This is a genomic window from Natronogracilivirga saccharolytica (assembly GCF_017921895.1).
Lineage (GTDB): Bacteria > Bacteroidota > Rhodothermia > Balneolales > Natronogracilivirgulaceae > Natronogracilivirga > Natronogracilivirga saccharolytica.
In genome coordinates this window covers 1-13,840 of sequence record NZ_JAFIDN010000021.1, presented here as the reverse complement: position 1 = coordinate 13,840, position 13,840 = coordinate 1, and the positions used below count along the sequence as shown (strand labels likewise).

Sequence of the window (13,840 nt, the reverse complement as noted above, 5' to 3'; positions counted from 1 at the left end):
TGTATTCTAATTGTTTAGAGCACTTTTAAAATACAAAAACCAGAGGACTTATTCTCTTTTATTTTATTGATTTACAATAAGTTACCGCTTTATTTAACTGTTGTTCTGAACTCCGAAAGTTGAGTTACTACGATAAGCTTTAAATCCAAATACCGGCAAACCTGGGCAAGGCCTATAGCCATATTACCCGAACTTGATTCAACTACCGTACTGTTATGATCGAGTTTACCTTCCTCCATAGCTTTGGATAACATCAGGAGAGCTGTTCGGTCCTTTGTGCTCCCACCGGGATTAAACATTTCAAGTTTTGCATAAAATATGGAAGAGGAGGTTGGAAATAATTTATTCATCACCACCATGGGAGTCTTGCCTATAGTTGATAAGATACCGGTTTCAATTGCCATGGAGATAACCCTGGTTTATTTATTTTATCATCTGATTCTGTACGTATGTTCGTATCAAAGATGTGGTTTATAATTTCCATCCGCAGATCCATCAAATCTGCTTTAATTGCAGCCAACGAATCAATTATCGTACTTCTAACCATTCATTGGATACTATATATAAAGACAATGAATTGAATATTACTTATATGGATTGCAGTAAAAGTTGCATCTTTTACAGTTGCGTAAATGGGCTGTGTTTTTTGATTGCTTTAGCATCAATGCTTACAGGTTGTTTTGGTATAAACATTAATGGATATGCATGATTTTGTAAGGAATCATTAATTCCATGAAATAGTATGGGATGTATATTATTTATTTGGGATAATATTCGACCTTATATTTAAAATGGTGTTTGTTGTATACTTTACTGATTGATTCCAGTTTGTTTTTTAGTGGGAAAATAAATTATATATTTAATGTTATGCCAGTCATGAGTTTCGGGTGTTATGTTTTTATATAAATTATATTTAATCAATACTCAATAAACATAAAAATACATCTATGGATATTTTAAAAATAATTTTTGCAATCATACTCCCGCCACTTGGGGTATTTTTAGAAGTTGGATTATCCGGCGCATTCTGGCTGAATATATTGCTGACAATACTTGGATATATTCCGGGAATAATTCATGCAATATGGGTAATTTCAAAAAACTAAGCGTGCTTCACGCCGGGCTGCTTCTTTAGCTTCCTACTCAATCTGTTGTAACGTATGTATCTCAACAGGAAGTTTATTACTCAGAGGCATAGTCATTAAGGCGGACTCAAGCAGTTTTTCTTTTTCCTGCAGCTGCTTTAATTTCAGCAAGCTGATTATCTCTTCAATCTGTTCGACACAGATCATGACAAGGGTGTCCGGCAGTGCGTTTTCCATTGCAAATAGCAGTGCCTGTTTTTCATTTGGGATACACAATACGGCCGGATTATAACAGGAACTCTTAACACCCTGTTTCACGATCGCTGATGATTCTCCGGCTGCTTTTCCTCTCAGATCGGAATCTTCACGTATAATTATCTTGCAAAATATTTCCGCGGAGAGCCGGCCGATCTCAAAATGGTCATCGTCTCTTCGATCTCCGATCCCACTTATAATTCCCGTTTTATAGAGGTAGGATGAGCTGTCAATAAATTCTTTGATCGCAACCAGACCCGCAGGGTTGTGGCAGTAGTCCACAAGAACATCGTAGTCTTCAAAATGAAACAGATTCATTCTGCCGGGTGTATGCTCCGGTGAAGGCCTGAAACTTGCCAGCGATCTGCGAATCACTGCAGGAGATATTTTTTGTGTATATGCCGCAGCAACAGCTGCCAGGATATTCTCAATCATAAAACCGGCACGGCCGCCAAAACCAAGCGGTATGTTCTCAATATGCTCAATAGTATGTGTGTCCGGTCCGTCCCAGATGGTAACAGTTTTATCAGTAAAAACCGCACATAACCCACCTTCTTTACGGTGTTTGGCCAATCGGGTACTGTCCTCTTTCATTGAAAAGAGCACCGGGGTGCACGTAACTTTTTCCCGCATCGCATATACTCTGTCATCGTCAGCATTGAGTACGGCGTAGCCTTCATGGTGTACACTTTCCGGTACGGCCGACTTCAGGTGTGCCAACTGATCGAGCGTATTAATTCCTTTCATTCCAAGATGATCACCGGCTACATTGGTAACTACAGCAACATCACACCGGTCAAATGCAAGTCCGGCCCGTAATATCCCTCCTCTTGCACACTCAAGTACAGCGGTATCCACGGTTGGATCTTTCAATATCAATTCAGCACTTATGGGTCCCCCGCAGTCTCCTTTCACAAGCTGCTCATCATTCACATAAATCCCGTCTGTTGTGGTATATCCAACCCGGCGCCCCGCTTCTTTCATGATATGCGCAAGCAATCTTGTTGTGGTTGTTTTTCCATTGGTGCCGGTTACAGCCATGATGGGGATACGACAGCTGCTGCCCTCAGGGAACAGCATATCCAGTACGGGTGAAGCTACATTCCGGGAAATACCTTTTGAGGGAGCAAGATGCATTCGAAGTCCCGGAGCCGCATTCACTTCCAGCACAACGCCTCCTGTTTCTGCAAGGGGTTTTTCTAAAGTTTTGGCCATCAGGTCGATTCCACAAATATCGAGCCCGGTTATTTTACTCACTCTTTCGGCTGTTCTTACCACATCCGGATGTACCTGATCGGTAACATCTTCAGCGGTTCCCCCTTTGCTAAGATTTGCCGCATAATCTAAATAAAGTATTTCACTCTTCTTCAGTACGGTATTTAGGTTATAGTTTTTACGTGCCAGAATAAAAGTTGCCGCCGGCCCTGCCTGTATCTTTGTGAGAACTCTATCGTGTCCATCTCCCCGATTCGGATCGCGATTTACTTCATTTATTAATTGCTGGACAGACGATTGCCCATCTCCAACCACGTGGGCAGGTGTACGTTTCGCGGCAGCGGCTAATTTCCCGTCAACCATAAGAAGGCGATAGTCAAAGCCAGGGATGTGTCTCTCTACGATAACCCGTTTACATATTGTCGATGCAAATCGGAAAGCTTCCTCAGCTTGCTCGAATGTTGTGATATTTGTTGTTACTCCACGCCCCTGATTACCATTTGCAGGTTTAATGGTTATGGGAAATCCCAGAGAATCAATTGTTTGGTTTAGTACATCCGATGATTCTATCGCAGCACCATCGGCAATCGGTACCGACATGCTCTTCAAAAGATCCCGGCAGATCTCTTTATTACAGACTGTTTCAACGGCAGAATAGCTGGTTGATGAGGTAATTGTGGCGGAGATTTTCTTTTGATTACAGCCGTATCCAAGCTGCCAGGTAGCGTTGTCTTCAAGTTTAATGACCGGTATTTCACGCGAAGCAGCCTCCCTGAGAATCGATGCTGTACTGGGGCCGGGGGTGTTCTCAAAATTTTTCATTCGGATTTCTTCTATGTGTTGGTCAAAGTCTGTTTCGACTCCATCAACCAGGTTCTGCGCTATTACCACAGCTTTTTCCGCGGCAAGCCGTCCCGATTCTTCATCGGCACAATCAAACGCCACATAATATTGTCCCTCTGCACCGGTTCCGCGGGTTTGTCCGAAAACGGCTTCAATACCGGCCAAAACCTGCATCTCTATTGCGATATGCTCAATGACGTGGCCGATCCAGGTCCCGTCTTTTACCCGTAAAAAAAAACCTCCCGGCTCATCTTCTGAACATTGGTGATTGTAAAGACTTGGGATGAGCGCAGTTATTCGCTCATAAAATCCATCTATTTCATTTGTAGGTCTATATTCCAGGTCTCCGATGTCCAGCTGCATGACTACCAGCCGGTGTTTTTTAACAGACCATATATTGGGACCAGACGTGACATTTATATTCAGAATATTCATGAGGGTATTTAAAATTTAAGCTTTATTACCAGAGGTTGGTTCATAACTTTCAAAAGAGTGTGCCGAAAGTTTTCTCCTTGCGAAAGAGGGGATTCATGATGTTATAAATCGAACTTTAATTATGATCTTTGCAGAATACTCAATCTATTCATGCGTTCATTAAGAGAGGTTACGTGAATCCAAATGTTTGTTACATATATCCTACAAACTCACCTGCCTGGAACGGCTTGCAAATAATAACAGCCCACCCCTGGTTATATCATCGATTGGCCTACTCTGACATTCAGTAATTTTCCAGAGAAAAGTTAGTTACCTTTGTCATATACAGTTGTGATCAAAACGGCATAATCCCATTTAAATGAAGACACCTAAAGGAACACTTATTGCCATTGGTGGTAATGAGCAAAAGAAGATTAAAAAAACAGATGAGAGTTTTTATTCTCATTTCGGGGAGGGGTTCATCCTACAGGATATCATTAACAATTCCGAAGTGTCTGAACCACGAATTGAGGTGATCACAAGTGCTTCTGAAATACCGGAGGTCGTCGGGCAAAATTATAAAGATTCATTTTTAAGACTTGGAGTGGATAATGTCGGTATCCTGGATATAAGGGATCGGGATGAAGCTGAAAAATCCTCCACTCTGGATCGAATCAACAGTTCAGATATTATTCTTTTTTCAGGAGGAAATCAGAGCAAGATCAGCCATATTTTTAGAGATACGCTGGCCCATCAATTGATTTGCAAACGCTATCAAAATGAGAACGTTACCATTGCAGGAACCAGTGCCGGCGCGGTTGTTATGTCGGAGGAGATGATTTCTGGAGGGCGAAATGGAACAATCATAAGAAAAAATGATCTTGAAATGGGAAAGGGGCTCGGTCTGATAAGTGAGATTATTTTCGACAGCCATTTTATCAACAGGCATCGTTTTGGGAGGCTTGCTGAGGCGGTGGCACTGCATCCCGAAAAACTGGGAGTAGGTTTGGGCGAAGATACCGGCGTTCTTATCAAAGAAGGGAACCTCCTGGAAATCATTGGATCGGGAATAGTTGTTATCTTTGACGGAAGCAATCTTTATTATAATCAATATGATAAGTTAAAGAAAAGAATACCGCTCTCCCTCGCCAATTTAACGGTGCATCTTCTGTCTACCCAGGATACCTATAACATACGCGAGAAAGTGGCCAGGGTTCACTATGATTCAAGACATCATGAACCGGAAGTCAGTAAATCCGGGTAATGGTTTGCTTTTTATTTTTCATTCCTCTGTACATCCCTCCGGTATTGAATGGCATGCAGATGTTCCCGGAAGAATCAACAGCAATCAATCCGCCTTCACCGCCCATCCTTTTTAATTTTTCATTAATCACGCTATTCGCGGCCTGGTTGAGATTTTCGCCGCCATATTCCATTCTGCATGAGACGTCATAAGCAACCACTCCGCAAATAAAATACTCCCCGTGGCCTGTACAGGAAACCGCACAGGTTTTGTTGTTTGCGTAGGTTCCCGCTCCGATAAGGGGGCTGTCGCCCACCCGGCCCCAGGCCTTGTTTGTCATACCACCTGTTGATGTTGCAGCGGCCACATTCCCTTCAGTATCCACTGCAACAGCTCCCACGGTGCCAAATTTTTCACCCTCACCGGAATGGTCCAGCTGCATTTCTCCGTCTTTCCTAATCTCCTGCCACTGATCATACCGGAGTTGAGTATAGAAATAAGAATCCGACTCAAATTTGAAATCCTTTTGGCGGGCAAACGCTATCGCTTCCTTCCCGGCGATAAAAACAAAGGGTGTGTTATGAAGTACATCATACGCCACCAAAATCGGATTCTTCACTCCCTGCAGTCCTGCCACTGCCCCCGCTTTAAGAGTCATTCCATCCATGATGGCCGCATCCATCTCATGCTTTCCTCTTGCCGTAAATACCGATCCTTTGCCGGCATTGAAAAGATCACAATCTTCCATGACCGTTACTGCTTTACATACGCATTCCGTGGCTGAGCAGCCCTCTGCCAACAGTTTATAGCCCGAGTCTAATGCGTTATTGAGTGCATTCAGATATTGTTTCTCTGACGCAGGATCTTCGGGATTGGAAACGATCGTTCCAGAACCACCATGAATAGCTATTGCGGGTATTTGCATGAAGTTCTGATTTCTGGAATTTATCGTTACAGTCCACCTTTGAAAAAAGCATGTTACCCAAATGTGTGGCTTCTTGAGCTATAGGAGCCGTTAAACAACGCCTCACTATTTTTAGCATTAGTATGGAAATCTTTCCTTCGGTTCATGTAATTTTGATGAAGTGGAAAGGACAATGAAAATGTTGTCCCGGAGTCTGTTTCGCTCTTAATAAAAATACGACCGTCTTCTTCGGATACCAGTTGCATGGCGTATCCAAGCCTGAAACCAAAACCGGGTTCTCCGTCGGACTCCGGTAATTGAGCTGTTTGATTACCCCGGTTAATTGCGGATACCAGATCCGGGGTAATGATTTTTCCGGAATCTGTAACAGTCATATTAAGTGTGCTGTGATCCTCATCCGAATCCAGTGTAAAAAACACATCCACTAATCCATTGGGAGAACTGAATTTAATTGCATTTTCAACCAAAATTCCTGAGATCTGTATCAGATTGATAAAAAACCTGGCCGGGAATTGAACTTCTGAATTGATTTTGTTCCTCAGTAATAATGAAACACCCATGTTTTGTGCCATTGGATGATATATACGGTCAAGAACCGTAACTACCGTTGAGGGTTTTCTTTCGATATGCATAATAAATTCCAAGATTTTTTGAGAGTTCGGGACAACCACGCAGACTACCGGGATCAGGGTTTCAATTTTGTCTTCCGCAATTGGTTCATTTGATCCGATTTGTGATCTGATCCTCTTACGTTCACCTGCCAATTATCAGCTTTTAATCAGCTTGCTATTCACTCAGGCTTTGACAGAAATCAAAACATGAGATTATAAAAAGGCACTGAATGATGATTTGATTACTATCAAAATATGAGATAGGATTGAGCTAAATATTATATAGAACAGGGGCAATTTTATATATATCACAGGTATCAATCTGACTGATAATAAACCAGAAATAATGACTTGAAAAATGATGGACCATGACAATTGAATTGCTTGCGCATTTACATATTTAAAGTATAAACAGATAGAAATTATGAGGATCTGTCAAATATATAACACAACACAGCCTCCTTATAACATGCATAAGATTTAATTTTGTCACATTGTAGATGTGCCATTGCATACTCTTTCAAATAATCATCGAATCGTTTAAAACTAAATACCATTTAGAGAAATGTGAATTTAAACATCAAAAAAAATCCTTTTGAAGGGCGTAATTGCTGTTGTAACAACATTAAATCTGATTGCATCCTATGTACTCAAAATCAACCATAACCCAAATCACAAAATATCATGGGAAGTCTATTATACATTGTTGCCGTAGTTCTGGTCATAGCCTGGTTAGTAGGGTTTGTAGGTTACAGCACCGGTGGCATAATCCATATTCTGCTGGTTATTGCCGTAATTGCTGTATTACTTCAGGTAATTCAGGGCAGACGTGTAGTTTAGCAAACCGGAAAAGGAGTTAATACTCATAACCCAACAGAAATATGTCAGGCCGGATAATGGTCATGCAGCCACTTCTTCGGACAGATATTATCAACTAAAACAATGGAAAGTCGTAATAGTTGCAATGAGTTAAATCAAATAATAAAAATGTAATCACTAACGATATGAAAATTTCACAAATGTTAATTGGCGGTTTAATTATTGGAGTCGCCGGAGCTGTCACAGGCCTGTTGTATGCACCCGGCAAAGGTGTTAAAACAAGAAACAAAATTGCAAGGAAAGGGAGGCTGTACAGAGACTATCTGATGGATAATCTTTACGATTTAGCCGATTCCGTCTCCCACCCGTTTGAAGACGCAGAAGAACAAACCATACGCCTAAGCACTAAAGCCATTAAAAAGGCGAAAAAGTTTAAGGCGGATGCGCTCCAAAAAGTGAACAATCTTAATCATTAACCTCAGTCTTGTTATTTGGTACGCCCCCAATAACTGAGTCTGAAAACTTTAAACAGATGAAAACACACCACCTCATAACCTTTCCAGTACTTGTCCTGGTATTATTATTTTCAGGATGCAGTAAATTAAGCAATACAACAAAGGGTACAGCTATAGGTGCCGGAGCCGGCGCAGGTGTAGGAGCACTTGCGGGCAAAGCGCTTGGTTCAACTGTGAAAGGCGCACTTGTTGGCGCTGTAGTTGGCGGGGCTGCCGGCAATATTATTGGCCATCGGATGGACCAACAGGCAGAAGAGCTTGAACAAAGCTTAAGGGATGCTGAAGTTCAGCGAGTTGGTGAAGGCATTGCCATTACGTTTGACTCTGGTTTACTCTTTGGATTTGATTCATCCGAAATTCAACCTGATGCACGGGAGAACCTTACCCAACTGGCTGCCAGTCTGAACGAGTATCCTGATTCGGATATCGTAATTGTAGGTCATACAGACAGCAGAGGAAGCGAAGAATACAATCTGGGCCTCTCAAACCGGCGATCAGAAGCAGCCAAAACCTACCTGGTTTCCCAGGGCATCCCATCTTCCCGAATACAGGCTCAGGGGCGTGGTGAACTTGAACCCATAGCTGATAATGACCTTGAAGAAGGAAGAGATCAAAACCGAAGAGTTGAAGTCGGAATTATCGCAAGTGAGGAATATGTGAATCGTATTCAAGCTGAAAACCGGTAATGTCATAATTAAAAATATAATTACACAAATGCCCCATGTTCACCCCAGGTCTGCAGAATCATAATTACCCATCAGCGGTGTTATATGCAGCTATTAGCATACTGCATTTACGATGAAAAGAGTGCTGCTCATTGCAGGGATCACGGTTTTGGTCATCCTTTCAGGTCTGTTTTTATGGCTGCGGTTCGGAGTTGGTCAGGAGAAGATCCAGTCCATTCTGGCCGATGCCCTGGGTCCGGATTACACTGTGGAAATAAATTCAGCCCGTATTTCACCGTTGCAGCGGGCTGTTTCGATCGGACATATGACAATTTCGACATCCAATGATGGCCATGTCATTTTCCGGACCGATACCCTCCGCATTACCGGAATAAATCCGGGTCTGATTTTTCGTAAAAATATCATCCTTTCGAAAGTTAAATTAGATGCGTTTACCATCGATTGGGATCCTGCACGTCTACCCGATGATGAGGAATCCGGCGATGACACTTCTGTAGAAAAGCTGAAGATAGCCTCGCTTGATATCACCAACGGAACTATAATTGTACGAAAAGAAGGAGGGGAGAGCAACCGAATGAACGCATTGAATCTGAAGGCAGGTCTGGCATTCGAATTTAAGACCGATCCGGATTCCCTGGATATACCACAATACAGTGTGGATATTGACTCACTTGGATTTCTGTTCTCAGAGGATCGGTATCGGCTTTCTCTTTCCGGATTTAATTTCGAACATCAGGATAGTCTCCTGACATTATCGTCCATGAAACTGATTCCGGTGGGAGGATATTTTCAGTTTATGAGATCCCGGGAGTTCGAAGCAAACATGTTTGATATCGAAATAGTGAATTTTACGGCCGCTGGAATTGATCCGGCTGCCTTTCACAATAAAAAAACCGTAAAAGCCCGATCTCTGGATTTCGATGCATTCAGCATTCATGTGGCCAAAGACAAACAACTGCCCGAAAAGCCGGATAAAAAAGATCCGACATTACTCAATAAAACTATTCAGAATCTGCCGGTTGCCATTCAATTCGACTCCCTGTTCTTCAGAAATACGAACATACAATACTCTGAACAAGATGAAGAAGGCACTCGTCCCGGTACGATCTCTTTTATGAATTCCACTATTCAGATTACTGATGTAAACTCGCTTTCCCAACTCCCGGCCAGCCTTAATGCCGTTACGTACCTTCAAAATCACTCTGAACTCAACACCGAATTACATTTTTCACTACATGACGGACCTTTTCATATGACCGGATCCGGTAATTTGCATCCATTCGATTTAAAACAGCTGAATTCCATTTTTATGGATCTGGAAGGGATGGAAGTCGTGAGTGGGTTTGCTCATGAACTTGAATTTTATTTTGAAATGACAGACGACACCAGTTCAGGCAGCATGCATCTGGTATATGAAGATCTGAAAATGGAAATTATTGATATGGATGATTATGACACAAGTTTTACGAATTCCATAAAGAGCTTTATAGCTAACGAAGCTGTACTGAGAGCTGATAATTTAGCCGATTCCAATGATGAAGTACGCACAGGAGAAATTGATCACGTGCGTAATTCTGATTCGTCATTTTTTCAACACCTCTGGCACTCTCTCAGATCAGGTATTTACGATATCGCTTTACGATTGTAAAGCCAGACACTACGCTCCCACTCCGTTTGCCCTTCGAATAGTTATATGGGATTCTGAGTGGGAGCGCATAAAGTGCCTGTGGGGGGGGTAGTTCTGACAATATCTGATAAAATAGCCAGTGATTATTACATTTAAGTAAATAATGTTTATATATATCACTGATTTATGTGTTGCAGGGATCAGCAGACCTAATACATAGGCATATAATTATGTAAGACTTTATTGCGAAATAATACCCATCCCTGCAACTTCAGGAACTTTGGAAGAACCGTTCTTTATCAGTACAGGTTTTATATGCTCTCCAACCGTCATCCGGAAATTGCATTTCGCACCTTCTTCAATAACAAGTTTTTTCGAAGAGATATTTCCCTTTACCACGCCGCTCTTGTAAATGGTAAGTCCTTCACTGGCAGTGATATCACCGGCAACTTCTCCATAAATCTGTACTTCGGAAGCTCTTATGGAGCCACGCACTTCTCCGGATGCTGCAACAACTACTTTTCCCGTACATTCAATATCCATTTTTAATAATCCGGCAATGCTTGTATTCGTCGGGATAGTCATTTTACCATCACCGATCACCGAATCTTTAATGAGCCAGAAAGAATCCGCTTTTTTGTAAAACATTGTTCCCTCCATCTTGGGTATTATTATAATAAACAGACATTAAATCACTAATAAGACTGCAGGATTTGCTTTATTAATGCAATAACAAAAAAGCACTGTGTGTCTATATAGTATATCATTGTAGTTCTGTTTATTTGTTATTTAATATGCGAGTTTGACATATATAATATTATATATGTCACGATGTATAACATGATATAAGCATGTTATCATGAAACCCATAATTCAATAACAATATCCTGTTAAAAGGACAGAAAATTATTACAACATGAAAAATAATGTTTATATATATCACTGCTTTATAATGCAGTAATCTATGTAACCTTCTGACAGTAATATATAAGAGTAAATACCTGCAGTATTGGCAAATTGCTTAGTGACAAACATTTCACAACTGAACTGCACTTTCGCAGTAGCCAATGCAAACGATTATGAAAAAAATAATAACACCTTATAATTCCTTTTTGCTGTTTAGTCTTGCAGCAGTCATTGCGGTAGCAGCCTGCTCCACCACGAGCATGCAGCGGTCTGAAGACGTTCAATCCACAATGCAAACGGTAGACAATGATATCAAGAGAATTGTTGTGCAGCTCGATGCTACAGGAGCTTCCCTTGATGATCTTACGAGACCGGGTCAGTCAGATTTGAACAGAGCATTTGACCTGTTTTCCGAGAATGCCTCAAAAACAAAAAGAATGGAACGGGATTTTGCCAAACATGCCAGAGAGATGGAAGAAGCCGGAAAAGCATATTTTGAGAAATGGGACAAGAATGGCCAGCAGTATGATAATCCTGACATCCAGGCACGAAGTGATGAACGGCGTGCAGAGCTTGCCGAGACCTACGACAAAATTGCTCAGAACAATGTCGGTGTGAAAGAGGCATTCAAAGAATATGTGTCAGATATAAATGAAATCGAACAGTTTTTATCGAATGACCTGACAAGAAATGGTATTGAGTCAATTACTTCAATTTCCAACAATGTCTCGGATAATGGAGCTCAACTGAAAAGTGAACTGCAAAGACTTCAAAGTGCCATTGAAAATGCCCGGACAGAAATGAGGCAGAATTAATTATCCGGGTACAGTTGATGTCCACGCACAGATCAAAGGGTAAATGCGTGATTGTCAATTTTACCCCGGACTCATTTTACGAAGCATAGTGATCCTTGTGTAAGGGGTATAGTTGATAATGTCTTTTTGATGGAAGTACTTTTAATGGGGCCGATGCTTGTTTTTCATTAACATAATTTTGCACCATCTCACAAGTAATCAGTCTGATTCCCCCGGGGCTTACATGAAAGCATTTACTGTCCTGCTCCCGGTCTTCTCCGATAACCAATCCATCCGGTATAACGGTGTTTTTGTCAATGATCGCGTTATGTATCCGGCAACCGGATCCGATTACGGCATCCGGCAGTATAATCGAATTTCTGATGAGGGAGTTTTGCATCTTTACCCCATCCGATATAATCGAATTCTCCGATCTGCAACCGGCAATGATGCATCCTGCAGAGATCATGGAATGGTTAATATTATTACTATGGTCATTTTTACCATGTAAAAAAGTAGGAGGACGATCTTGCGGGATGGACTTGATGGGCCAATTCGGATTAAAAATATCCATACAATGAGTCGGGTCAAAAAGATCCATATTTGCCTGCCAGTAAGAATCAATGGAACCAATGTCTCTCCAGTATTCCGGCTTCCCGGATACCTCATCTACAAATGGCCAGGCAAATACATTTCGTGTATTTAGTGCTGCCGGAATGATATCACGTCCGAAGTCATGGGTAGACTGATCGTTAAAGGCATCCTGCAACAAAAGTTCAAGCAATCGCTTTGTCTTAAATACGTAGATTCCCATGGAGGCCAGGCACCGGTTTCTATTCCCCGGAATGGTGACGGGGTTAGCAGATTTTTCTTCAAAACCGGTGATTTTGTGATCCGTGTTAGTGGTCATGACACCAAATGACTTCGCATCTTTTATGGAGACTTCAATGCATCCGACCGTGACATCAGCCTGTTTCTCTGCATGAAATGAAAGCAGCCGGTTGTAATCGAGCTTGTATATGTGATCGCCGCCAAGAATCAATATATTTTCAGGACTGTATTTTTGTATGAGGTCAATATTCTGATAAATCGAATCAGCTGTCCCTTCATACCATTCATCCTTGTTGCGCATCTGGGCCGAAATAGTTTCCATAAAACCATCAAATCCATTATTCAGGAAATTCCACCCGTTGACCAGATGACGAGTTAGTGACTGGGATTTGTATTGCGTCAGCACTCCGATGTGTCTCAGACCGGAATTGATACAGTTTGACAGTACGAAGTCAATGATACGATAATTCCCGCCGAAAGGTACTGCAGGCTTTACCCGCCATTCGGTTAATTTCGACAGACGACTCCCGCGTCCTCCTGCAAGAATCATGGTCATTACTTCAGGTTTTTTTTCCCGGTGACTAAATTTGTTTTCCATGTCCTTGACCTTTATGAGTTATAGTAACCAGTGGAGTCCTAAGGCTTGCATAGGTATTTGTTTTCCCTTGAATATCAAGGACCCATCTCCACATTGTAGGGACAACAAAATTATATACTCAGTATCAGGAAGGCGTTACATGTATATTTACACCTGTTACATATTTTACGTATTCCGGCAAGTTCTCGATATCTTGACAGGTATTATTCCCGATATTATTAATAAAATAAAGCGTGTGGAGCGATAAATATTCAAAAAACATGTAAAATGTGTAAATGATTTATTACAATTTTATAACAATTTGTATACGTTAATAATCTATTATGTCAGTTCATGAAGATTACATACTCAACTTTCGGAGTTCAGAACAACAGTTAAATAAAGCGGTAACTTATTGTAAATCAATAAAATAAAAGAGAATAAGTCCTCTGGTTTTTGTATTTTAAAAGTGCTCTAAACAATTAGAATACAAC

At 41.4% G+C, this 13,840-nt stretch carries 13 protein-coding genes; 7 read left to right on the top strand and 6 right to left on the bottom strand.

The features are described from left to right. Nucleotides 1-89: 89 nt before the first annotated feature. Nucleotides 90-404, bottom strand: coding sequence for a pyridoxal-phosphate dependent enzyme (locus tag NATSA_RS15100; protein WP_210513455.1), 315 nt, complete (start codon nt 402-404; stop codon nt 90-92). 543 nt (nt 405-947) lie between these two features. Between NATSA_RS15100 and NATSA_RS15095 the strand changes: the two genes are divergently transcribed. Then, nucleotides 948-1,106, top strand: coding sequence for a YqaE/Pmp3 family membrane protein (locus NATSA_RS15095; protein ID WP_210513454.1), 159 nt, complete (start codon nt 948-950; stop codon nt 1,104-1,106). A gap of 33 nt (nt 1,107-1,139) precedes the next feature. Here the strand turns inward: NATSA_RS15095 and cphA are convergent, their stop codons facing one another. Beyond that, on the bottom strand, nt 1,140-3,833 hold the full coding sequence (cphA, locus tag NATSA_RS15090) for a cyanophycin synthetase (protein WP_210513453.1): 2,694 nt from the start codon (nt 3,831-3,833) through the stop codon (nt 1,140-1,142). 358 nt (nt 3,834-4,191) lie between these two features. Here cphA and NATSA_RS15085 point away from each other — a divergent pair, with 358 nt between their 5' ends. Then, the gene (locus NATSA_RS15085; protein WP_210513452.1) at nt 4,192-5,076 is read left to right on the top strand and encodes a cyanophycinase; all 885 of its coding nucleotides are present in this window, start codon (nt 4,192-4,194) and stop codon (nt 5,074-5,076) included. Here the strand turns inward: NATSA_RS15085 and NATSA_RS15080 are convergent. Both NATSA_RS15080 and NATSA_RS15075 read right to left on the bottom strand, forming a co-directional pair. After that, entirely contained in the window at nt 5,060-5,980 is a 921-nt protein-coding gene (locus NATSA_RS15080; RefSeq protein ID WP_210513451.1) for an isoaspartyl peptidase/L-asparaginase family protein, read from the bottom strand. The genes NATSA_RS15085 and NATSA_RS15080 overlap by 17 nt on opposite strands. Nucleotides 5,981-6,033: 53 nt before the next feature. Then, nucleotides 6,034-6,744 (bottom strand): ATP-binding protein, encoded by a 711-nt coding sequence (locus NATSA_RS15075; RefSeq protein ID WP_210513450.1) that lies wholly within the window; start codon nt 6,742-6,744, stop codon nt 6,034-6,036. 531 nt (nt 6,745-7,275) lie between these two features. On the opposite strand from NATSA_RS15075, the gene NATSA_RS15070 reads away from it, so the two are divergent. The 4 genes from NATSA_RS15070 (at nt 7,276) to NATSA_RS15055 (ending at nt 10,259) form a co-directional block, all read left to right on the top strand. Then, nucleotides 7,276-7,431, top strand: coding sequence for a lmo0937 family membrane protein (locus NATSA_RS15070; protein WP_210513449.1), 156 nt, complete (start codon nt 7,276-7,278; stop codon nt 7,429-7,431). A 164-nt stretch (nt 7,432-7,595) separates the two neighbouring features. Continuing rightward, a complete protein-coding gene (locus NATSA_RS15065; protein WP_210513448.1) occupies nt 7,596-7,886 on the top strand; it encodes a YtxH domain-containing protein in 291 nt (96 codons plus the stop codon). Between the two features lie 56 nt (nt 7,887-7,942). Then, nucleotides 7,943-8,611 carry a YiaD family glycine zipper/OmpA-like lipoprotein gene (locus tag NATSA_RS15060; protein WP_210513447.1) on the top strand — a complete coding sequence of 223 codons (669 nt, stop codon included), beginning with the start codon at nt 7,943-7,945 and terminating at the stop codon, nt 8,609-8,611. Between the two features lie 112 nt (nt 8,612-8,723). Next, a complete protein-coding gene (locus tag NATSA_RS15055) occupies nt 8,724-10,259 on the top strand; it encodes an AsmA family protein (RefSeq protein WP_210513446.1) in 1,536 nt (511 codons plus the stop codon). A 219-nt stretch (nt 10,260-10,478) separates the two neighbouring features. Here NATSA_RS15055 and NATSA_RS15050 read toward each other — a convergent pair whose 3' ends face one another. Beyond that, a complete protein-coding gene (locus NATSA_RS15050) occupies nt 10,479-10,886 on the bottom strand; it encodes a bactofilin family protein (protein WP_210513445.1) in 408 nt (135 codons plus the stop codon). A gap of 431 nt (nt 10,887-11,317) precedes the next feature. Between NATSA_RS15050 and NATSA_RS15045 the strand changes: the two genes are divergently transcribed. After that, nucleotides 11,318-11,959: a DUF2959 family protein gene (locus tag NATSA_RS15045; protein ID WP_210513444.1), complete on the top strand. Its 642-nt coding sequence runs from the start codon at nt 11,318-11,320 to the stop codon at nt 11,957-11,959. A 76-nt stretch (nt 11,960-12,035) separates the two neighbouring features. Here the strand turns inward: NATSA_RS15045 and glgC are convergent, their stop codons facing one another. Beyond that, a complete protein-coding gene (glgC, locus tag NATSA_RS15040; RefSeq protein ID WP_210513443.1) occupies nt 12,036-13,367 on the bottom strand; it encodes a glucose-1-phosphate adenylyltransferase in 1,332 nt (443 codons plus the stop codon). Nucleotides 13,368-13,840: the final 473 nt, after the last annotated feature.

Bases quoted from the DNA above. Each gene is read 5' to 3' on its own strand.
- NATSA_RS15100 (WP_210513455.1), bottom strand. From the start codon at position 404: ATGGCAATTGAAACCGGTATCTTATCAACTATAGGCAAGACTCCCATG.
- NATSA_RS15095 (WP_210513454.1), top strand. From the start codon at position 948: ATGGATATTTTAAAAATAATTTTTGCAATCATACTCCCGCCACTTGGG.
- cphA (WP_210513453.1), bottom strand. From the start codon at position 3,833: ATGAATATTCTGAATATAAATGTCACGTCTGGTCCCAATATATGGTCT.
- NATSA_RS15085 (WP_210513452.1), top strand. From the start codon at position 4,192: ATGAAGACACCTAAAGGAACACTTATTGCCATTGGTGGTAATGAGCAA.
- NATSA_RS15080 (WP_210513451.1), bottom strand. From the start codon at position 5,980: ATGCAAATACCCGCAATAGCTATTCATGGTGGTTCTGGAACGATCGTT.
- NATSA_RS15070 (WP_210513449.1), top strand. From the start codon at position 7,276: ATGGGAAGTCTATTATACATTGTTGCCGTAGTTCTGGTCATAGCCTGG.
- NATSA_RS15065 (WP_210513448.1), top strand. From the start codon at position 7,596: ATGAAAATTTCACAAATGTTAATTGGCGGTTTAATTATTGGAGTCGCC.
- NATSA_RS15060 (WP_210513447.1), top strand. From the start codon at position 7,943: ATGAAAACACACCACCTCATAACCTTTCCAGTACTTGTCCTGGTATTA.
- NATSA_RS15055 (WP_210513446.1), top strand. From the start codon at position 8,724: ATGAAAAGAGTGCTGCTCATTGCAGGGATCACGGTTTTGGTCATCCTT.
- NATSA_RS15050 (WP_210513445.1), bottom strand. From the start codon at position 10,886: ATGTTTTACAAAAAAGCGGATTCTTTCTGGCTCATTAAAGATTCGGTG.
- NATSA_RS15045 (WP_210513444.1), top strand. From the start codon at position 11,318: ATGAAAAAAATAATAACACCTTATAATTCCTTTTTGCTGTTTAGTCTT.
- glgC (WP_210513443.1), bottom strand. From the start codon at position 13,367: ATGGAAAACAAATTTAGTCACCGGGAAAAAAAACCTGAAGTAATGACC.